The 20,248-nt window shown below is 66.4% G+C and carries 21 protein-coding genes; 13 read left to right on the top strand and 8 right to left on the bottom strand.

All coding sequences use genetic code 11. The annotated features are described in order from the left end of the window. Nucleotides 1-121 precede the first annotated feature (121 nt). Nucleotides 122-1,210 carry a M23 family metallopeptidase gene (locus SAZ01S_RS12600; protein WP_084582625.1) on the top strand — a complete coding sequence of 363 codons (1,089 nt, stop codon included), beginning with the start codon at nt 122-124 and terminating at the stop codon, nt 1,208-1,210. A 212-nt stretch (nt 1,211-1,422) separates the two neighbouring features. Here SAZ01S_RS12600 and SAZ01S_RS12605 read toward each other — a convergent pair whose 3' ends face one another. The 3 genes from SAZ01S_RS12605 to secG all read right to left on the bottom strand — a co-directional run bounded on the left by SAZ01S_RS12605 (nt 1,423) and on the right by secG (nt 4,182). Further along, a complete protein-coding gene (locus tag SAZ01S_RS12605) occupies nt 1,423-2,082 on the bottom strand; it encodes a peptidylprolyl isomerase (protein ID WP_084582626.1) in 660 nt (219 codons plus the stop codon). 4 nt (nt 2,083-2,086) lie between these two features. Next, nucleotides 2,087-3,718, bottom strand: a complete 1,632-nt coding sequence (pyrG, locus tag SAZ01S_RS12610) for a CTP synthase (protein WP_084582627.1) — start codon at nt 3,716-3,718, stop codon at nt 2,087-2,089. Nucleotides 3,719-3,825: 107 nt separating this feature from the next. Continuing rightward, complete coding sequence (gene secG, locus SAZ01S_RS12615; protein ID WP_084582628.1) at nt 3,826-4,182, bottom strand: preprotein translocase subunit SecG; 357 nt, start codon at nt 4,180-4,182, stop codon at nt 3,826-3,828. A gap of 238 nt (nt 4,183-4,420) precedes the next feature. Here secG and SAZ01S_RS12620 point away from each other — a divergent pair, with 238 nt between their 5' ends. The 10 genes from SAZ01S_RS12620 to map all read left to right on the top strand — a co-directional run bounded on the left by SAZ01S_RS12620 (nt 4,421) and on the right by map (nt 13,386). Then, nucleotides 4,421-4,774 carry a MarR family transcriptional regulator gene (locus SAZ01S_RS12620; protein ID WP_084582629.1) on the top strand — a complete coding sequence of 118 codons (354 nt, stop codon included), beginning with the start codon at nt 4,421-4,423 and terminating at the stop codon, nt 4,772-4,774. Then, nucleotides 4,704-5,084, top strand: coding sequence for an SH3 domain-containing protein (locus SAZ01S_RS12625; protein ID WP_369688877.1), 381 nt, complete (start codon nt 4,704-4,706; stop codon nt 5,082-5,084). Before SAZ01S_RS12620 ends, SAZ01S_RS12625 begins: the two co-directional genes overlap by 71 nt. After that, a complete protein-coding gene (gene argC, locus SAZ01S_RS12630; RefSeq protein WP_084582630.1) occupies nt 5,081-6,019 on the top strand; it encodes an N-acetyl-gamma-glutamyl-phosphate reductase in 939 nt (312 codons plus the stop codon). Before SAZ01S_RS12625 ends, argC begins: the two co-directional genes overlap by 4 nt. Nucleotides 6,020-6,282: 263 nt before the next feature. Then, complete coding sequence (zwf, locus tag SAZ01S_RS12635; protein ID WP_084582631.1) at nt 6,283-7,743, top strand: glucose-6-phosphate dehydrogenase; 1,461 nt, start codon at nt 6,283-6,285, stop codon at nt 7,741-7,743. Nucleotides 7,744-7,973: 230 nt separating this feature from the next. Then, entirely contained in the window at nt 7,974-8,681 is a 708-nt protein-coding gene (gene pgl / locus SAZ01S_RS12640; protein WP_084582632.1) for a 6-phosphogluconolactonase, read from the top strand. Further along, nucleotides 8,682-10,505, top strand: a complete 1,824-nt coding sequence (gene edd / locus SAZ01S_RS12645; protein ID WP_084582633.1) for a phosphogluconate dehydratase — start codon at nt 8,682-8,684, stop codon at nt 10,503-10,505. It abuts the gene before it with no gap. Nucleotides 10,506-10,629: 124 nt separating this feature from the next. Next, nucleotides 10,630-11,598 carry a glucokinase gene (gene glk, locus SAZ01S_RS12650; protein WP_084582634.1) on the top strand — a complete coding sequence of 323 codons (969 nt, stop codon included), beginning with the start codon at nt 10,630-10,632 and terminating at the stop codon, nt 11,596-11,598. Nucleotides 11,599-11,627: 29 nt separating this feature from the next. Next, nucleotides 11,628-12,212: a bifunctional 4-hydroxy-2-oxoglutarate aldolase/2-dehydro-3-deoxy-phosphogluconate aldolase gene (gene eda, locus SAZ01S_RS12655; protein ID WP_084582702.1), complete on the top strand. Its 585-nt coding sequence runs from the start codon at nt 11,628-11,630 to the stop codon at nt 12,210-12,212. A gap of 195 nt (nt 12,213-12,407) precedes the next feature. After that, the gene (locus tag SAZ01S_RS12660) at nt 12,408-12,611 is read left to right on the top strand and encodes a ParD-like family protein (RefSeq protein WP_084582635.1); all 204 of its coding nucleotides are present in this window, start codon (nt 12,408-12,410) and stop codon (nt 12,609-12,611) included. A 1-nt stretch (nt 12,612) separates the two neighbouring features. Then, complete coding sequence (gene map, locus SAZ01S_RS12665) at nt 12,613-13,386, top strand: type I methionyl aminopeptidase (RefSeq protein WP_084582636.1); 774 nt, start codon at nt 12,613-12,615, stop codon at nt 13,384-13,386. On the opposite strand, the gene SAZ01S_RS12670 is transcribed toward map, so the two are convergent. After that, nucleotides 13,372-14,046 (bottom strand): hypothetical protein, encoded by a 675-nt coding sequence (locus tag SAZ01S_RS12670; protein ID WP_218018074.1) that lies wholly within the window; start codon nt 14,044-14,046, stop codon nt 13,372-13,374. The genes map and SAZ01S_RS12670 overlap by 15 nt on opposite strands. A gap of 231 nt (nt 14,047-14,277) precedes the next feature. Here SAZ01S_RS12670 and SAZ01S_RS12675 point away from each other — a divergent pair, with 231 nt between their 5' ends. Next, entirely contained in the window at nt 14,278-14,457 is a 180-nt protein-coding gene (locus SAZ01S_RS12675; RefSeq protein WP_010543827.1) for a hypothetical protein, read from the top strand. 33 nt (nt 14,458-14,490) lie between these two features. On the opposite strand, the gene SAZ01S_RS12680 is transcribed toward SAZ01S_RS12675, so the two are convergent. Further along, nucleotides 14,491-15,186, bottom strand: a complete 696-nt coding sequence (locus tag SAZ01S_RS12680; RefSeq protein WP_084582638.1) for a PEPxxWA-CTERM sorting domain-containing protein — start codon at nt 15,184-15,186, stop codon at nt 14,491-14,493. Nucleotides 15,187-15,433: 247 nt separating this feature from the next. Beyond that, the gene (locus tag SAZ01S_RS12685) at nt 15,434-15,904 is read right to left on the bottom strand and encodes a YaiI/YqxD family protein (protein WP_084582639.1); all 471 of its coding nucleotides are present in this window, start codon (nt 15,902-15,904) and stop codon (nt 15,434-15,436) included. 94 nt (nt 15,905-15,998) lie between these two features. Between SAZ01S_RS12685 and SAZ01S_RS12690 the strand changes: the two genes are divergently transcribed. Next, the gene (locus SAZ01S_RS12690) at nt 15,999-16,460 is read left to right on the top strand and encodes a hypothetical protein (RefSeq protein ID WP_218018075.1); all 462 of its coding nucleotides are present in this window, start codon (nt 15,999-16,001) and stop codon (nt 16,458-16,460) included. A 38-nt stretch (nt 16,461-16,498) separates the two neighbouring features. Here the strand turns inward: SAZ01S_RS12690 and SAZ01S_RS12695 are convergent, their stop codons facing one another. Together SAZ01S_RS12695 and SAZ01S_RS12700 are read right to left on the bottom strand one after the other, a co-directional pair. After that, nucleotides 16,499-18,112: an alginate export family protein gene (locus tag SAZ01S_RS12695; RefSeq protein WP_245824817.1), complete on the bottom strand. Its 1,614-nt coding sequence runs from the start codon at nt 18,110-18,112 to the stop codon at nt 16,499-16,501. A gap of 152 nt (nt 18,113-18,264) precedes the next feature. Further along, complete coding sequence (locus tag SAZ01S_RS12700) at nt 18,265-20,091, bottom strand: methyl-accepting chemotaxis protein (RefSeq protein ID WP_245824818.1); 1,827 nt, start codon at nt 20,089-20,091, stop codon at nt 18,265-18,267. Nucleotides 20,092-20,248 lie beyond the last annotated feature (157 nt).

A 20,248-nucleotide genomic window follows, 5' to 3' on the forward strand; every position in this document is an offset into this window, starting at 1 on the left:
CCAAACGGGAAAGCCATGTCATACCTGATTGACGTTAGAACTGCACCTGTGTATTATTAATATAGTACACCTATAGGAGGCATGTTTGCGCTCTTCTTGGCTTGTTTGTTTGATCGCGGCTATGGCGATCAATGCTTCATCGGGGAATGCGCAGGCACCAACCCCCGCACGCAGTTCCCCATGGCCGCTCGCGGTCAACGCCCGGGTACTCTACGCGCCAACGCCCTTCCCGTCCGAGGGCAGCCAGCACCTGTTCTATGAGCTGCTGCTGACCAATTTCTCCGACGCGCCGATCCAGTTGCGCCAGATCGACGTGATCGACGGCGACCGGCCCGCGCTGCTGCCGCTCGCCAGTTTCCCTGCCAGTGCGCTGCCGTCGCTGACGAGGACGATCGGCAGCAACGATGCCGCGACGCCGGCACCGATCCCAGCGGGCGGGACGCAGGTGGTGTTCCTGGAAGTCAGGATTCCCATGGGAGCGCCGCTGCCCGGGCACCTTGTTCATCGTCTGGCGATTGGGGACGACATCGTGACGATGGCGGCCATCCCTGTACATCGCGCGCTCAAGGTCCTCGGTCGCCCGGTCACCGGAAGCGACTGGATCGCGGCGGACGCCCCGAGCAATGATCCCGACAATCATCATCGGCGCGGGCTCTGGATCAACAACGGCGCATTGACGGACTCGCGACGCCTCGCGATCGACTGGAAGATCATGAAGGACGGGAAGTCCTATCGCGGCGACACCAAGGCCCCGGCGTCCTATTTCGCTTACGGCCAACCGCTGCTCGCCATCGGGGACGCCAAGGTCGTCCGCGTCGAGGATGGTCATCCCGACAACCCCGCCGGCCATGGCGTCGACTTCCACCCCGCCCAGCCGGTGACGATGGACAATATCGGCGGCAATATGGTCGTGCTCGATCTGGGCGGCGGCCAATATGCCCGTTATTACCACATGAAGCCTGGCAGTCTTCGGGTCCGCGTCGGCGACCATGTGCGCAAGGGGCAGGTGATCGGCGCGATCGGTTCGTCTGGCGACGCGCGCGAACCGCACGTCCATCTGGAGGTCGCCGATACGATCGGGACGATGGAGGGCGAAGGGCTACCTTATGTCATCGATCATTACAGCGTCATCGATCCCAAGACGGGTGTCCGCAGCCCGCGCACGAACCAGATGCCTCTTGATGACATGATGATCGATTTCGGCAAGTGACGGTATGCTAAGCGAAGGGGCGCTTTCCCGTTTCACCATCGTTTGCGGGACACTTTCGAACGGCAGCTTTTGGCTGAGCCTGCCGTTCGGCGGACCCGTTGCGAACGACAGTTAAGTCCCAGTTTTCGACCGTTCTAAGGGAGGGGCAAAGAACTCAACATATCAGTGGCGAGCGACGTCCATGCAGCGCAGGACGCCCCGCCTCGCCGCCCTCACCCCGCCGGCTTCAGCCCCAGCAGCCACGGCTTTACCCGCCCCGTCGGCCTGGCCACCCCGTCCAGCCGCTCGGCGCGGACGATCGTCACCGGCTTGAGGATCATCTGCCCCTTCATCACGTCGCGCCCGCCGCCGCTGGGCAGCGCGAGGATGCGCTGGACCACGTCCATCCCGCCGATCACCTGGCCGAACGCCGCGAAACCGGGATTGGACCCGCGCGCGTCGAGCCCCGGATTGTCGCCGACCATGATCGAGAAATTGCCGTTGGCCGAATTGGGGTTGGGCCCATGCGCCATCGAGATGGTGCCGTTCAGGTGCTTCAAGCCCGTCTTGCTGGTCGGCTCCAGCGGCAGCGGGTCGAGCATCCGGCGCGCATCGGTGCCGACCCCGCCCTGGATGAAGCCCTTGCTCGGCTCGGTCTTGCGCCGCGCGGTGCGGTAGAAGGTCGTGCCCTCCAACCGCCCGTCATCGACATAGGCGAGGAAGTTGGCGACGGTCTTGGGCGCACGCCTCGCATCGAGCGCCAGCGTGATCGCACCCATGCTCGTCACCAGCCGTACCCGGACCTGGCCGGGCACGGGCCGAGCCTGCTGCGGCGCCGGCGCTGCGGACACCGCCAGCAGCGCCAGCCCGGCGACGAAGGCCCGTCGCAGCACGCCCTTAGACGAGCCGCGAGTGCTTGACGGCGGCCTCGATAAAGCCCGCGAACAGCGGGTGCGGATCGAACGGCTTGGACTTGAGCTCGGGGTGGAACTGCACGCCGACGAACCAGGGATGGTCCGGCCGCTCGACGATCTCGGGCAGCGTGCCGTCGGGCGACATGCCCGAGAAGACGAGACCGCCCTGCTCCAGCACCGGCTTGTAGGCGGTGTTCACCTCATAACGGTGGCGATGGCGCTCGCTGATCGAATCGCTGCCGTAGATCGAGGCGACGACGCTGTTGCCACCGAGCTTTGCCGGATAGGCGCCGAGCCGCATCGTCCCGCCCAGATCGCCGCCTTCCTCGCGCTTCTGCAGGCCGTCGGCGGTCATCCATTCGGTGATCATGCCCACCACCGGCTCCTCGGTCGGGCCGAACTCGGTGGTCGAGGCATTGGCGATGCCCTGGGCGCGGACGCCCTCGATGCACGCCATCTGCATGCCGAGGCAGATGCCGAAGAACGGCACGTTGCGCTCGCGGGCGAAACGCACGCCGGCGATCTTGCCCTCGCTGCCGCGCTCGCCGAAACCGCCGGGGACGAGGATGCCGTGCATCGGCTCGAGCATCGCGGCGACTTCGGCCTCTTCCTGCTCGAACAATTCGGCATCGAGCCAGCGGATATTGACCTTCACCTTGTTGGCGATGCCGCCATGGACCAGCGCCTCGGTGAGCGACTTATAGGCGTCCGGCACGCCCATATATTTGCCGACCACGCCGATCGTGACTTCGCCCTCGGGATTGTCGAGCCGCTCGACGATGCCGCTCCAGCGGCTGAGGTCGGGCGACGGGCCCGGCTCGATGCCGAAGGCCTTGAGCACTTCGCCGTCCAGGCCTTCGCCATGATACTGCAGCGGCACCGCGTAGATGCTCTTGGCGTCGAGCGCGGGAATCACCGCCGAGGTCGGCACGTTGCAGAACTGCGCGATCTTGGCCCGCTCGCCGGCCGGCAGCGGACGTTCGGCGCGGCATACCAGCACGTCCGGCTGCACGCCCAATGCCGCCAGCTCGCGCACGCTGTGCTGGGTCGGCTTGGTCTTCAGTTCGCCCGCGGCGGCAATATACGGCACCAGGGTGACGTGGATGCTGACGGTCTGGCCGCGGCCGAGATCGTTGCGGAGTTGGCGAATCGCCTCGATGAACGGCAGCGACTCGATGTCGCCCACCGTGCCGCCGATCTCGCACAGCACGAAGTCGAGGTCTTCGGTTTCCGCCTGGGCGAACGCCTTGATTGCGTCGGTGACGTGCGGGACCACCTGCACGGTGGCGCCCAGATAGTCGCCGCGGCGCTCGCGCTCGATGATCGTCTTGTAGATCCGGCCCGAGGTGACGTTGTCCGCCTGGCGCGCGGTGACGCCGGTGAAGCGCTCGTAATGCCCGAGGTCGAGATCGGTCTCCGCACCATCGTCGGTGACGTACACCTCACCATGCTGGTGCGGCGACATCGTGCCGGGATCGACGTTGAGATAGGGATCGAACTTGCGGATGCGGACTCGATAGCCACGGGCCTGGAGCAGCGCCGCGAGGCTCGCTGCCATGAGACCCTTGCCGAGCGAGGAGACCACGCCGCCGGTGATGAAGATGTACCGCGCCATGGGAGAAAACGCCTAACGTCAAAGGGCGCAGACCGGCAAGCGTAAGAATCCGCCGGTTGCGCAAATTTTACGGTTAATCCGCCGCAAGCGCGGCGAACTACGGAAGCTTACTGGCTGAACGGAACCGCGCTGTTGCCGGTCGGTGCCGTGTCGTTGCCGGTCGGCGCCGGCGCGCTCGGGATCGTCACCGGGGCGACCGCGGCGGGCGCCTTCTGCAGGCCGGCGTCGATCTTGGTCGAGTGCCGGGTGGCCGCCAGGAAGGCGAGCACGATGCTCATCAGGATGAACGCGGTCGCCAGGATCGCGGTCAGGCGCGTCAGGAAATCGGCCGCGCCGCGCGCCGACATGAGACCGGCCGGGCTGCCGCCCGAGGTGAGACCGCCACCCTCCGACTTCTGAACGAGGATCACCCCCACCAGCAGGGCAGCGATGATGAACTGAACGACGAGGAGGAAGGTGAACATGAAATCCGGTGCCCGTTAGCGAAGGGCGCGACATAGGCGAGCAACCCGGCGCAATCAACCGCCTGATCCGCCCCGGATTCCTGCGGTGGGATGCAACCCCATGGCCGCGCAGCATTTTCATCGCACTTTTCGCACAACATTTCGCCCGCGCACTGAAACCTAGTTGCAAAATGCGCGTTTGTTTCAGCGGTTCGATGCCGTGCCGGGCCTGAAACGAACGAGTGATGCCGTGAACGCTATGTCCGAACAGACCCTGTGGGGATGGAAAAATACGCTGATCGATTATGTGCGCTCGGGGGAACCTGACCTCACCAATCGGCAGATGGCGCTGCTGATGCTTGTGTATCTCGACCCCGGGCCCCATACGGTGCGCGGTCTGGCGCGGGCGCTCAACGTCTCGAAGCCGGTGGTCACGCGTGCCTTGAATCGCCTGGGCACGCTCGGCTATCTGCGCCGCCAGCGCGACGACACCGACAAGCGCAACATCTTCGTAGCGCGCACCGCGGAAGGGGCAGAGTTTCTTGCAGAGTTCGGGCATTTCCTCGCTGGCAATCACCTCAGCGAGCCAGTCCCAGAGCGCGCCGACGCGTAAGCGTCTGGCGCTCGACGGCCGTTCGGCCGCCATCGATTCCCGGGTCGACGCGGTCCGCCCAGACCTTGCCGACATCCGCCTCGCCGATCGCGTGTTCGCGCCGCACTATGCCGCGCCGATGCCGCGCGTGATCCATTTCGAGACGGCGCTGCGCATCTCGTCCAAGGGCGCCGAGCCGGCGCTCACCACCCTGCACAAGGGCGACGTCTTCGAAGTTCTCGAAATCGCGGGCACGCACGCCTGGGGTGTCGCGCCGGGCCCGGGTCTGGTAGGCTATGTCGACGCTTCGGCCTTGGGGGAGACCGAATGATCGCACGGGTTTTCATCGACGGTGCCGCGGGCACCACGGGGCTCGAGATTCGCGAGCGCCTCGCCGGTCGCGCCGAGATCGAGGTGATGGTCCTCGACGACCAGGACCGCAAGGATCCGAAGAAGCGCGAGGACGCGCTCAACGCGGCCGATTTCGTCATCCTCTGCCTGCCGGACGACGCTGCACGCGAAGCCGTGGCGATGATCCGCAACGACACGACGCGGGTGATCGACGCGTCGACCGCCTATCGCACCGCGGCCGACTGGACCTATGGATTCGCCGAACTGGAGCCGGGCCAGGCCGCGGCGATCGCCGAGGCGGCGCGGGTCAGCAATCCCGGCTGCTATCCCACCGGCTTCCTCGCGCTGGTGCGTCCGCTGATTCGCGCCGGGCTGATCCCGCATGATTTCCCGCTGAGCGTGAATGCCGTTTCCGGCTATTCGGGCGGCGGCCGTGCGATGATCGCCGAGTTCGAAGGCAGCGGACCGGATCGCACCGAGACCGCCTTCCGCCCCTACGGCCTCTCCCTTGCGCACAAGCATGTGCCGGAGATGCAGAAGCACGCGCGGATCGAGCATCCGCCGATCTTCCTGCCGTCGGTCGCGCGCACCTATCGCGGCATGGTCGTCGAAGTGCCGCTGCCGCTGTTCGCGTTCACCCGCAAGCCCTCGGTCGAGGCGCTGGAGAACGTCCTGCGCGACGCCTATCGCGACTCGCCGGTGGTGCAGGTCCTCCCCGCCGACGTGCCGACGGTGACCATCGAGGAAAATGCCGGCACCGACCGCCTCTCGGTCCGCGTGTTCGGCAATGACGAGACCCGTCAGGCGCGCCTGATCGCGACGCTCGACAATCTCGGCAAGGGCGCCGCGGGTGCCGCGGTGCAGAACCTCAATATCATGGCCGGGCTCGATCCGACCGCGGGGCTGGTGCTTTAATTTTAGTTCCTCCCCTTCTTCTTAGCCCCCCTCCCGCCTGCGGGAGGGGATGGGGGAGGGGGTGACGTGGAGGTTCTTTCTGAAGCGACGTCCCCCGCTCCCCTCTCTCACCCTCCCCTAACCCCTCCCGCAAGCGGGAGGGGGACAAGAAGGCGGAAGGAACAATCCTTCAAAATTCGCCGCCTTCGCAACCCTATTCCTCCCCTCCGGCTTGATCTTTCGGCCGCATTGGTGTCTCGCGGGGCGAACCAGTTACGAGGGAAATGATGCAGCAGCCCGTCGGCAAATTGCTTCTGTTCGGTGCCACCGGCGATCTCGCGCAGCGGATGCTGCTCCCGTCGCTCTACGCGCTCCATGCCGATGGCCTGCTCCCCCAAGGCCTCACCATCACCGGCACCGCACGCTCCGAGCATGACGATGCCGATTACCGCGCCTTCGCCGCCAAGGCGCTGGACCAGTTCCTGCCGGCCGGCCGCAAGGACGACAGCGCTGTCGAAGGCTTCCTCCAGCGCCTCCATTACCAGACGCTCGATGCCTCGCAGATCGAAGGCTATGGCGCGCTGAAGGAAAAGCTCGGCGACATCTCGGGCGGCCTCGCCATCTTCCTGTCGACCGCGCCCTGGCTGTTCGGCCCGACGATCAAGGGCCTCGAATCGGCCGGGCTCGCCGGCGACAATGTCCGCATCAGCCTGGAAAAGCCGCTCGGCCGCGACCTCGCCTCCAGCCGCGAGATCAACGATATCGTCGCCGAGGCCTTCCCCGAGGAGCGCACCTTCCGGATCGACCACTATCTCGGCAAGGAGACGGTGCAGAACATCCTGGCGCTGCGCTTCGGCAACTCGCTGTTCGAGCCGGTGTGGAACGCCCGCGGCATCGACAGCGTGCAGATCACCGTCTCGGAAACGGTCGGCCTCGAAGGCCGCGCCGGCTTCTATGAGGATACCGGCGCGCTGCGCGACATGGTGCAGAACCACATGCTCCAGCTCGTCGCGCTGATCGCGATGGAGCCCCCTGCCCGCTTCGACGGCACCTCGATCCGCGACGAGAAGGTCAAGGTCCTGCGCTCGCTGCGCAAGATCGCGGCGGCGGATGCGCCCAACCTCACCGTGGTCGGCCAATATGGCGGCGGCGCGGTGAAGGGGCAGATCGTGCGCGACTATGCCACCGATCTCGGCAAGGACTCGCGCACCGAGACGTTCGTCGCGATCAAGGCGCATGTCGATAACTGGCGCTGGCAGGGCGTTCCCTTCTATCTCCGCACCGGCAAGCGCCTCGCCGAGCGTCGCTCGGAAATCGTCATCCAGTTCAAGCCGGTGCCGCACTCGATCTTCGCCGAGCGCGGCGGCATGCTCCAGCCCAACGCGCTGGTCATCCGCCTCCAGCCCGAGGAATATGTGCAGCTGCTAGTCATGGCCAAGCAGCCCGGGCTCGACCGCGAGGGCTACCGGCTTCGGGAGGTGCCGCTCAACCTCAGCCTCGACACCGAATTCGCCGGCACCACCCGCCGCATCGCCTATGAGCGCCTGCTGCTCGACCTGATCGAGGGCGACCCCACGCTGTTCGTCCGCCGCGACGAGGTGGAAGCGCAGTGGGAATGGATCGACGCAATCCGCGCCGGCTGGGACGCCAACGACCTCAAGCCCAAGCCCTATGCCTCGGGCAGCTGGGGCCCCTCGCTCTCGATCGCGCTCACCGAGCGCGACGGGGTGCACTGGCACGAATGATCCGGGCGGACGCCTCTCCTTCTTTCGCTCCCCTCCCGTTTACGGGAGGGGTCGGGGGAGGGACTGAAGTGGCGGCTCCCTCTTCGACGGTTCGGCAAGCGGACCGGCCATCCCCTCCCCCAACCCCTCCCGCAAGCGGGAGGGGAGCATTAGCAGGACATCCACCCTATATCGGACCCGCGCGGCCGCCTGGCCGCTGACCTGGTCCCACCGAAACCCAAGGAGCTGACATGACGACCGAAATCGAATGGTGGGACTATGATGACGCCGCCGAGATGGGCGAAGCGCTCGCCGGCGACGTGCAGTTCATCATCGAAAGCGCGATCGACGCGCGCGGCGCGGCGGTCATCGCGCTCGCCGGCGGCCGCACCCCCGGCCCGATCTACGCCAAGCTGAGCAAGGCCAAGCTCGACTGGAAGCGCGTGACGATCATCCCCACCGACGATCGCATCGTGCCGATGGGCGACGCCCTGTCGAACGTCACCGGCCTCGCCAAGGTGTTCCTTCCGCTCGGCGCCCGCGTGATCCCCGTCGTCAGCGAGAAGGCCGACGACTACAAGGCCGCGGGCCGCGCCGCCGATGCGCGCCTGCAGGACTTCCACTGGCCGCTCGACCTCTGCCTGCTCGGCATGGGCGCCGACGGCCACACCGCCTCGATCTTCCCCGGCCCCGACCTCGCCGAGGCGCTGACCGGCCCCAAGGAGCGCCGCGCACTGGGGGTGATGCCCGATCCGCTGCCGCCCGAGGCGCCGGTCCCCCGCGTCTCGCTGTCGCTTGCCGCGATCGTCTCTGCGCGCGCGCTGATGATCGCGATCACCGGCCAGGAAAAGAAGGACGTGCTGGAGCGCGCCATTGCCGAAGGCGCCGGCTCGACCCTGCCGATCGGCCGCGTGCTCGCCGAAACCGAACTGCCCGTCGACATCCACTGGAGCCTGTAAATGGCCAATCTGCACGCCGAAATCGCCGCCGTCACCGACCGGGTGATCGAGCGGTCCAAGGCGGGCCGCACCGCCTATCTCGACCTGATCCGCCGCGAGCGCGAATCGGGCAATGACCGGCCCAAGCTCGGCTGCGCCAACCTCGCCCATGCCTATGCCGGCACCGAGGAACAGCGCGAGGAACTGAAGACCGGCGCGCGGATGAACATCGGCATCGTCACCGCGTACAACGACATGCTCTCGGCCCACGCGCCCTATTATCGCTACCCCGAGCAGATGAAGGTCTGGGCGCTGGAGGCAGGTGCCACGGCGCAGGTCGCCGGCGGCGTGCCGGCGATGTGCGACGGCGTGACCCAGGGCTATCAGGGCATGGAGCTCTCGCTGTTCAGCCGCGATACCATCGCGATGGCCACGGCGGTATCGCTCAGCCACCGCGTGTTCGAAGGCGCCGCGCTGCTCGGTATCTGCGACAAGATCGTGCCGGGCCTGCTGATGGGCGCACTCCGCTTCGGCCATCTACCGATGGTGCTGATCCCCGGCGGCCCGATGCGCTCGGGTTTGCCGAACAAGGAGAAGGCCGCGGTCCGCGAGCGCTATGCCGAGGGCAAGGCGACCCGCGAGGAACTGCTCGAGTCCGAGATCGCCGCCTATCACGGCAAGGGTACCTGCACCTTCTACGGCACGGCGAACTCGAACCAGATGATGATGGAGGCGATGGGCCTCCACATCCCCGGCGCGGCCTTTGCCAACCCGCAGACCAAGCTGCGCCAGGAACTGACTCGCGCCGCCGTCCACCGCCTTGCCGAGATCGGCTGGAACGGCGACGATTATCGCCCGATCGGCCATGTCGTCGACGAGCGCGCGATCGTGAACGCTGCGATCGTGCTGCTGGCGACCGGCGGCTCGACCAACCACCTGATCCACGTCCCCGCCTTCGCGCGCGCCGCCGGCATCACCATCGACTGGGACGACTTCGATCGCCTGTCGCGCGTGGTGCCGTTGCTCACTCGCGTCTACCCCAACGGCTCGGCCGATGTGAACCAGTTCGAGGATGCCGGCGGCCCGACCTTCGTGATCAAGGAACTGCTGAACGCCGGGCTGATGCACGGCGACGCGCTGACCATCGCCAAGGACGGCATGGCCGCCTATGGCCGCAAGCCCGATATCGAGGGCGACGCGCTGGTCTGGACCGAGCATGGCGCGACCAGCAATGACGAAAATATCGTCCGCACCGTTGAGACGGCCTTCTCCCCCGAGGGCGGCTTCCGCATCCTCAAGGGCAATATCGGCCGCGCCTGCATCAAGGTCTCGGCGGTCGAGCGCGAGCGCTGGATCATCGAGGCCCCTGCCCGCGTCTTCTCGGACCAGCTCGAAGTGCTCGAGGCATTCAAGGCCGGCGAGCTGGAGCGCGACGTGATCGTCGTGGTCCGCTTCCAGGGCCCGCGCGCCAACGGCATGCCCGAGCTGCACAAGCTTACCCCGCAGCTCGGCGTGCTGCAGAACCGCGGCTTCAAGGTGGCGCTGGTCACCGATGGCCGCATGTCGGGCGCCAGCGGCAAGGTGCCGGCGGCAATCCACCTTTCGCCGGAAGCCCTGGGCGGCGGCCCGATCGGCAAGGTCCGCGACGGCGACATGCTGCGGCTCGACGCCGAGGCGGGGACGCTCGAAGCACTGGTACCGGCCGACGAGTGGGACGCGCGCGAACATGCCGTCGCCCCGCCACCCGCGATCGGCACCGGCCGCGAATTGTTCGCCATGATGCGGCATCATTGCGACGAGGCCGAAAAGGGCGCGTCGGCGATGCTGCACGAAGCCGGCCTGTAAGGTTGTAACGCATGTAAATCGCACCCTACGACGCCCGTGGCCTTTACATCCGCGCGGCGTCCGGGAAGAAGGGCGGGCGCTCACTGGCAACGTTGACAGGGGCAAGAGAGAGGATCTGAATCGGATGGAAGTCGTCGCCGTCGACATTGGGGGCACCCACGCGCGCTTTGCAGTGGCAGAGGTCGCGGAAGGCCGCGTCGTCTCGCTCAGCGAGCCGATCACCCAGAAGGTGGCCGAACATCCCAGCCTCCAGCTCGCCTGGCGCGCCTTTGGCGAGCAGCTCGGCCGGCCGGTGCCCAAGGCCGCGGCGATCGCCGTCGCCTCGCCGATCAACGGCGATCTGATCAAGCTGACCAACAACCCCTGGATCATCCGCCCGCCGCTGATCCCCGAGCGGCTCGGCGCCGATACCTGGACGATCGTCAACGATTTCGAGGCGATCGGCCATGCCGTCGCCCAGCTCGAGGAAGAATCGTTCCTGCATCTGTGCGGGCCCGAGGCGCCGCTGCCAGAAAAGGGTGCAATCACCGTCTGCGGGCCGGGCACCGGGCTCGGCGTCGCGCAGGTGTTCCGCCATCGCGGCGGCTATGACATCATCGCCACCGAAGGCGGCCATAGCGATTTCGCCCCGCTCGACGCGATCGAGGACGCGCTGGTCAAGCGCCTGCGCCGCACCTACCAGCGCGTCTCGAAGGAGCGCATCGTCGCCGGTCCGGCGATCGTCTCGATCTACGAGACGCTCGCCGATCTGGAAGGCGTGCCGGTCGCCCGGCTCGACGACAAGGCGATCTGGACACTGGCACTGGAGGGCAAGGACAGCCTGGCGGTGGCCGCGCTCGACCGCTTCTGCCTCAGCCTCGGCGCAGTGGCGGGCGACCTCGCGCTCGCCCATGGCCCGACCGCGGTGGTGATCGCGGGCGGTCTGGGCTTGCGCCTGAAGGACCATCTGCTGCAATCGGGCTTCGGCGAGCGATTCGTCGCCAAGGGGCGCTTCCGCTCCCTGATGGCGACGATCCCCGTCAAACTGATCACCCATCCCCAGCCGGGCCTGTACGGCGCAGCCGCCGCCTTCGCCCAGGAGCATGCACAGTGAGCGACACCCGCCCTTCGATCGAAGCCATCATGCGCACCGCGCCGGTCATCCCGGTGCTGGTGATCGACGACGCCGCCAAGGCGCGTCCGCTTGCCGAGGCGCTGGTGAAGGGCGGCCTGCGCGTGCTCGAAGTGACGATGCGCACCCCGGCGGCGCTCGATGCGATCCGCGAGATGAAGCAGGTCCCCGGCGCGATCGTCGGCGCGGGCACCGTGGTCAACACCGCCCAGTTCGAGCAGGTGATGAAGGCCGATGCCGAGTTCATCGTCTCGCCCGGCCTTACCGATCGCCTCGGCGACGCGATCGTCCGCAGCGGCGTGCCGTATCTGCCCGGCATCGCCAATGCCGGCGACCTGATGCGCGGCATGGATCTCGGCCTGTCGCACTTCAAGTTCTTCCCGGCCGAGACCTCGGGCGGCCTCAAGGCGCTCAAGGCCCTCGCCGCGCCCTTCTACGAAGCGAAGTTCTGCCCCACCGGCGGCATCAGCCTGGCGAGCGCGCCGGAATGGCTGGCGTTCGATCCGGTGCTCTGCGTCGGCGGCAGCTGGATCGCCAGCGGGTCGCTGGAAGAGGTCGAAGCCAAGGCGCGGGAGGCGGCGGCGCTGCCGCGGTGATGCACACTTCCTAGCCCCTCCCCTTCAGGGGAGGGGTTGGGGTGGGGCAGTGTCTCACCGAGACCAACGTTCGTTCTGGAATCCCTCCACCCCCAACCCCTCCTCCAAGGAGGAGGGGCTAGAGTTTCCACGCCCTTGCCCAACCCGAACATACGAACCATATACGCTCCGTAGTCCACCCCATCCGGAGCACCCATGGGCATCGTGAAAATCGCCGACGACCTCCACGAAGAGGCCCGTCGCGCCAGCGCCGTGATGTGCCGCTCGATCAACGCCCAGGCTGAGTACTGGATGAAGATCGGGATGCTTGCCGAGGCCAACCCCACCCTCCCCTTCACCGAGATCGTCCGCCGCCAGCTTGCCGAGGCGCAGGTCGGCCCCGCGCGCGAAGCCGCCTGACATGATCAAGACTCCGCAGGAGCTGGCACTGATGCGCGAGGCCGGACGCCTGCTCGCGCAGGTGTTCGAGATGCTCGACCGCACGCCGCTCGCCGGCATGTCGACGCTGGAGATCGACACGCTGGTCGATCGCTACATCACCGACGATCTCGGCGCCCGCCCTGCCAGCAAGGGGCAATATGGCTATGGCTTCGTGCTCAACTGCTCGCCCAACGAAGTGGTCTGCCACGGCGTCCCCGATGCCGGGACGATCGTCCGCGACGGCGACATCCTCAACCTCGACATCACGCTGGAGAAGAACGGCTTCATCGCCGATTCGAGCAAGACCTACATGGTCGGCACCGTCTCCCCCCAGGCGCGGCGGCTGGTGAAGGTGACGCAGGAGGCGCTGTGGAAGGGCATCGCCCAGGTCCGCCCCGGCGCGACGCTCGGCGACATCGGCGCCGCGATCGAGCGCCACGCCAAGCAGCACGGCTATGCGGTGGTGCGCGACTATTGCGGCCACGGCATCGGCCGCGAGATGCACGAGGAGCCCTCGGTCCTCCATTTCGGCCGTCCCGGCACCGGCATGCGGCTGCAGGAGGGCATGACCTTCACGATCGAGCCGATGCTCAACCAGGGCACCCGCAAGGTCACCACGCTCGACGATGGCTGGACCGTCGTGACCAACGACCGCAAGCTCTCCGCACAGTTCGAGCACACTGTGGCGGTGACGGCGACCGGCGTCGAGGTGCTGACGCTGCGCGAAGGCGAGCGGGTGTCAGCGGGCCGCTAGACAGCGCCTGGCGAACGCGGCGCCGAATGCCGCCACCCCGCGCCGGTCCAACTCGGCATGTCCTGTCGCGACGGTTTGCCGATACAGTTGGTTGAAGCAGGCCTGGTACCGATAGTTGTCGGTCCAGCCCTTCTGATCGGACCAGTCCTTTTCGGTCAACGTCACGCCCGTCCAATGGGCAGTGTCACCGTTCAGGTGGACGACACCGATGCAGCTTGCCGCCGACGCTTCCAGATCCTTGTAGGCCGCGAGCTTGGTCTTCAACTGCGCCAGATCGACGAGATCATAGGGCGTGATCGCCTGATCGAAGGTCAGCTTCCCGTTCGACACGCTTTCGTTGGAGATACCGCCATTGCAGCGATCGCCGCCGGCATAGTCTCGTACCCACCGGAGCAGACGCCCGTCTTGCCGGACCCCGACCAGTGCCGTGAAGTGCCCCGACCCGCCGCCCGAACTCCGCAGCGACAGAATGTCCGTGCCCCCGACCTTGCCGACATAGGCATAATAGAAATACCCGCCTTCGGGGATTTCATAGCCGATCGAGCCATCGGCCTGCGCCTTTGGCTTGCGCTTCGGATCGCCACATGTCCGAAGATCGATCGGGGTCTTCCGGCTATCGCCGTCCATCCCGGACAGAATTTCGAGGCAGGAAACAGGCACGGGCCGTCCCGCCACGCGCAACAATTTGGGGGGCGTGGTCGGTGACGCCGCCTCGGCAACGGCGACCAACATCGTCGAAACGAACACTATCTTCGCTGCAAGCTTCACGGCGCGGCCCTCAGGACAGATCAAATCCCACGCCCATCCATGCGCCCATCGCCTGCGGGAAGAAAGCCCCTCGCGCCGATAGGCCTGGATATACGGCCGCCGAAAACCCGGCTACACCGCGCCATGGCCGAACGCTTCGAACGACACCGCCAGCCCTGGCGCCCCGACGAGCTGCAAAAGCTCCACACCCTCGCCAAGAAGGGCATGCCGCTGCGCGCCATCGCCAAGGCGCTCACCCGCAGCGAGGAATCGGTGAAGGAGCGCGCCAAACTCGACGGTCTGTCGATCGCCAAGCTGCACTGAGGGCCCGCGCCAGACGGCGCGGGGCTCCCCGTCTCAGACGTAGGTAACAGCCGTCCGGCGCCGAGCACGCAACGCGCCGCCGAGCAGGCCGAAGCCACCGAGCATCATCGCCCAGGACGCCGGCTCCGGCACCCCGCTCGGCGGGATCGGCGCGGTCGTCAGCCGCGCGCCGACGGTGAATTCGATCCGCTGGGCATAGGCGGCATTGAACGCGCGCACGCCGTCCTCGTTGAGGCCGATCGTGTAGCTGCTCGCCGCGCCGTCGATCAGAATCTTGCCGAGCACCGTGCCCGAGCCGAGATCCTCGAAATAGTCTTTCTTCCCGTTATACTGCTGCAACCAGACAATCGACCGCGACACGTCGTACAGCGTCAGTTCGAGCGGTCCGCCGGTGGCGTTGTAATAGCCGCCGCTCAAGGCATTGCCGATCGTCAGCGCGCCGCTCGCGATCGTTCCGGTCGGCTGAAAGCTGAAGAAGGAGCGATATTCGGTCGTCGCGCCGAAATAGGTGTTGAAACCGGTCCAGTAATTGCTGACAGCGTTGAAGTGGCTGCCATTGCTGTCGAACCAGCCCGTCTGGAACGCGTTGATCGTCGTGCTGCCATTCACCTTCAGGCTGGGCGTGCCGGTTGGCGAGTTGAAGAAGAGGTAATAGTCCGCGGCAGCTGCCGGGCTAGCACTCACAATCGCGAACAGAATCGCCGCGCTCGCTATTTTTCCAAGTTTCATGCCACCGCCCCTCCTCAAGCATGCACCCCAACATGCGGATAGTTAACGTAAAACTATCCCACAACCCGCCGGAGTCAAGGCAAATGCGCGCGCGACTGTACCAATATAGTGCAGGTCCAGCAGACGGCACAGCGGCGCACCTTTTGCATGAATGCTTGCAGCAACTCCGGTGCGCGTGCGTCTGACACTATTTTTATTACGATCTCGCAACGATGTTCTGACTCACTTTCCTTCGCCGGCGGGTGGGTCAGCTGGCCAGCACCCGCTTCACCTGGACGAGCGCGGCATCCAGCGCGGAGAGGAAGCGCGAGCGATCCTGCTTGCCGAAGGGCGGCGGGCCACCGATGCGGTCGCCGCCCGCGCGCAAGTCGGCCATGATCGCGCGCACCGCCACGGCGCTGCCGATCGAACTGGTGGTGAACGGCTTGCCATTCGGCGCAAGCACCGCCGCCGCGCCCGCCTTCAGGCAGCGATCGGCAAGCAGGATATCCGCGGTCACCACGACGCTGCCCGCATCGGCATGCTCGGCAATCCAGTCATCGGCGGCATCAAAGCCATCGCTCACCACCACGCGGCTGATCAGCGGGTGTTGCGGCACGCGCAGATGGGCGTTGCTCACCAGCGTCACCGGCACCTCCAGCCGCCAGGCGACCTTGTAGATCTCCTCCTTGACCGGGCAGGCATCGGCGTCGACGAGAATATGCGGGCGGATTGTCATGCCCTGCCCTGCCACACTCCGCTGCGAAGGCGAAGTCCCCGTCGAACACGCTAGAACAAATAGGAAACAAAACGCTTTCCTACACAAGCGATCCGTGCCTATTCTCGATCGCATGGAGCAGGAACCCGACGACCCGTTCGCCTTTACGCCCGTCGCGACCGCCCCGCGCGCGGATGGCTGGAGCGCGGCGCGACAGCGCGACTTCATCGCCGAACTCGCCACGCATGGCAGTGTCGCCGCGGCGGCACGGGCGGTGGGGATGACGCCGCAGAGCGCGCGGCGGCTGCGCGACCGCCCCGATGCCGCCGGCTTCGTCCGCGCCTGGGAGGCCGCGGTCGAGCAAGGTCGCTGCGTCGCGCTCGACGAAGCCATGCGGATCGCCCGCGAAGGCCGGCTGGTGCCGGTGATCCGGCGTGGCAAGCTGGTCGGCCATCGCCGCTGCTTCGACAGCCGGCTGCTGTTCGCCGCCTGCTATGGCGCGCCGATGCAGCGCTTCGACCATGCCGCCGCCGTCGCGCGGCTCGATCCGGCAGCAAAGGATCCGGGAACGCGCTGATGTCGCGTTCCCGGAACTTTCGGAACTTTCGCCGCGGATCAGAAGCGGAGGCTGATCCACCCGGCCAGGAAATGCGACCCCTTGAGGCCGGTCGCCTTGAGCACCGCGCCCGGCGCGAAATATTCGTAGCGCCCGATCACCGAGACGCGCGGACTGACCTTCCAGGTCGCCTGCAGCCGTGCCGCGTCGCCGACCTGCGCGCCCTTGACCAGTTGGGTGCCCGCATAGGCGGTGCCTGCACCGCGATAGACGGCGTCGTTCCCGTTGACGCGCCAGCTGTGCTGCAGTTCGACGGTGAGGTCGATCGCCTTGGTCGGCGAGACAGTCAGGTTCGGCGAGACCTGGAACAGGTTGGTCAGGTTGAGCAGATACTGGTAGCTATAGGCGATCGAGCCGGCGGTGATCGTCCGCGTGTTGTGGATCGTGCCGGTGCCGAAGGCGCCGCCCCCGCTGCCATAATCGAAATGGATGCCGGGCTTGGGCTTCAGCCCCTTGTTGCTCAGGCCATAGGTCTGCGCCGCCTGGAGAAACCAGGCATCGATCGGCCGGCCGCGATAGTCGCCGCTCTGGTGGTTCACCAGCCAGTCGAAGGTCAGCCGGTCGATGCTGCCCCACAACCGGGCGCCGTAATAATGGCGTACCTCGAGGCCGGTGGCCTTGCCCCATTTGAGCGTGTCGTTGCGCTCGCGCCAGAAGAAGGGATCGAAGAAGACCTTGCGCTTCGCCGCGTTGGCCAGCACCACGCCGAAGGTGACGCCGGAGAAGCGGGTGCCGTTGTCGATCCGATCGTCGCCGCTGCCGCCAAGGCCCAGCACGGTCTGCTTGAAATCGAACAGGTCCGCGCGGAACTGCGCGAAGGACAGCCACGCGCGGCCGCCGTTGAGCTCGGTGTGGATCGAATTATCATCCTTCACCGACACCAGGCCGGGAGCGCCATCGGAAAACTCCTGCCGGCCATAGCGGATGCCGGCAAGCATGCCGGGCTGGATCGTGCCGCTCAGCTCGACGAAATATTGCTGGGCGAACAGGTCGTTGCGCGACTTGGCGGCCGGTGTGCCGAGATTGTGGCCGGCAAGCCCGCCATGCGCCAGCTCGCCATAGGCGCGCAGCGGCCCGACATGCACGTCCGCACCGCCGACGATCCGCAGCAGTTGTTCCTGGCGATGGTCCCCTGCGGCGAGGCCGGGCTGCGAAAAGTAATTCTCGCGCAGGCGAAGCTCGCCCGAGAGCGTGACATAGGCGCCCCCGTCACCATCGATCGGCAGATATTTCAGCCGGTCGAGCGGATCGTCGCGCTTCTTGGGATTGCGCATCGCGCGCCAGTCTTCGGCCCAGCGCGACGCGTTGTAGCCGCCAAGCTTGATGCCGAAACCGTCCGCGTGCGCCGGATAGTTGAACGTGGCCGGGGAGGACGGCGCGCGCGGCGTCACCGCTTCGGCCGGGGGCGTGGATTTCTGCGGGGGCACGCTCTGCTGCGCAGGCACGCTCTCCTGCGGGAACACGCTCTCCTCCGGGGGATCCTGGAGGCTGCCGGTCACGATCAGCAGCGCGGTCGGTTCGAGCGGCTGCTCGACCTGCGCCGCAGCGGTTTGCGGACAGAGGCTGAGCCCTACGGTGGCGAACAGGGGCAGGAACAAGTGGGTACGCGACATGACCTTCATCCAGGCTGGGCAGGACGCCGCGCTGCGCCGCCCCTGTCCCTGTGAACGGAGCATCGCGATCGTCCTGGGAGGGCGCCGTGCCCCCCGTGATTCCGACAGTCGAAAAGAGGCGGGCGGCGCCTAGCGGGGCCGCCCGCGGGCAATCAGAAGCTGGCCCATCCGTCCGAGCCGCCCGCCATGGCGGGGGCGGGAGCGGGGCGTGCGGGCGCTGCCGCACGGGGTGCGGAGCGGGCTGCACGCGCAGCCGGCGCGGTACGCGTGGGCGCTCCGTTGTCGATCTTGAAACGGGCAGCCTGGCGGGTAAGCCCGCTGACTTCGCCGGCGAGGTTCCGCGCAGCGGCCGAGGTCTGCTCGACCATTGCCGCGTTCTGCTGGGTGGAATGATCCATCACGCCAACGGCAGCGGCGATCTCGCTGATCGCCGAGGACTGGGCGCGGTTGTCCACTGCCACCACTTCGATGAACTCGTGCACCTGGCTGACGCTGGTGGTGATGTTGGCGAGCGCCGCATCCACCTTCTTCACCGAGTCCACCGCGACGACGATGTCGGCCTGGGTGGCGGTGAGTTGCTCGCGGGCGCGGCGGGCCTCCTCCTCGGCGCGCATCGCCAGCGCGGAGACGAGATCGGCGACGACGGCGAAGCCGCGACCCGCCTCCCCTGCCCGGCCCGCTTCGACCGCGGCGTTCATCGCGAGCACCCGCGTCTGGAAGGCGATCTTGTCGAGGCCCTCGATGACGTTGTCGATGCCCTGCGCGCTTTCGGACACGCGGTCCATCGCGGCGGTCGCCTCGGTGGCGGTGGTGCGACCGGAGTCGACGATGCCGATCGCTTCCTGGGTGAAGCCGACGGTCCGGTCGGCAGCGTCGGCGCTCGACTTGAGGCGGTCGTTCATCTGCTGGAGCGCGGCCGAGGTCTGCTCCAGGCTGGCAGCGTTCGATTCGGTGCGACGGGCGAGATCGTCCGAGGCCGCCGAAATCTCGGTGGAGCCGGTCTCGATGCTGCGCGATGCTTCGGAGAGCACCGAAATCAGTTCGCGCAGATTGTCGAGCGCCGTGTTGAAGTTGTCGCGCAGCGCGCCATAGGACGGCGGCACCGGCGTGGTGATCGCGCTGGTCAGGTCGCCGTCGGACATCGCCTGCAGCTTCTCGGAGAGCAGTTCGACGATCGCCTGCTGGTCGGCATCGGCGGCGGCCTTCGCCGCCTCGGCCTGGACCTTGGCTTCGGCATTCTGGCGGAAGATTTCGAGCGCGCCGGCCATCGCACCGATCTCGTCCTTGCGGTTCGCACCCGGGATGATGGCGGCGGTGTCGCCACCCGCAAGGCTGCGCATCCGGCCGGTGATCGCGGAGAGCGGCAGGGTGATCGAACGGGTGACGACCAGGATCGCCCCGGCGATCACCAGCACGATCGCCAGCACCGCCATGCCGAGCTTGATCTCCGCCTCATGGACTGCGGCCTGGATCTCCTCGTTGTACACGCCGGTGGCGACGATCCATCCCCAGGGCTTGAACAGACGGACATAGGAGATCTTCGGCTTCACTGCCTTGGTGTCCGGGACCTCATAGTCATAGGCCACGAATCCGGCGCCGTCGTCGACGGCTGTCTTCACCATCTCGCGATAATGGAACTTGCCCGAGGCATCCTTCATGTCGTGGGTCGACTTGCCGTCCCTGTCCGGCTTCACTGGATGCATCAGCATCATCTCGTTGGTGTCGACGATGAAGAAATAGTCGTGCTCACCGAAGCGCATCGAGGCGATCACCTTCTTGGCGCCCGCCTGTGCTTCTGCCTGGCTCATGCGGCCGGCGCGTTGCTCGCCTTCGAAAAAGTCGAGCTGGCTGTAGGCGATGTCGACGGCCTGCTTGGTACGCGCCCTAAAGCTCTTGTCGAGCGAGTCATTCAGCTGGCTAATCGACAGAAGAATGACCAGCAGCAGGCCGATCAGAGACCCCGCACCAATGATAAACAATCGTTTACCAATACTGATATCGTTCAACAAACGCACAACCGCCTCCGGGTAAGTCCATCCCGGATGGTTATAGGAGCAAACGATATCGAAAATTCGATTTCATGTATGATAATTTGAATATTTGCAGACCGAATCGAATTCTTGCGTGAACTTCAAA

It is taken from the genome of Sphingomonas azotifigens NBRC 15497 (assembly GCF_002091475.1).
In the GTDB taxonomy this organism is placed as follows: Bacteria; Pseudomonadota; Alphaproteobacteria; order Sphingomonadales; family Sphingomonadaceae; genus Sphingomonas; species Sphingomonas azotifigens.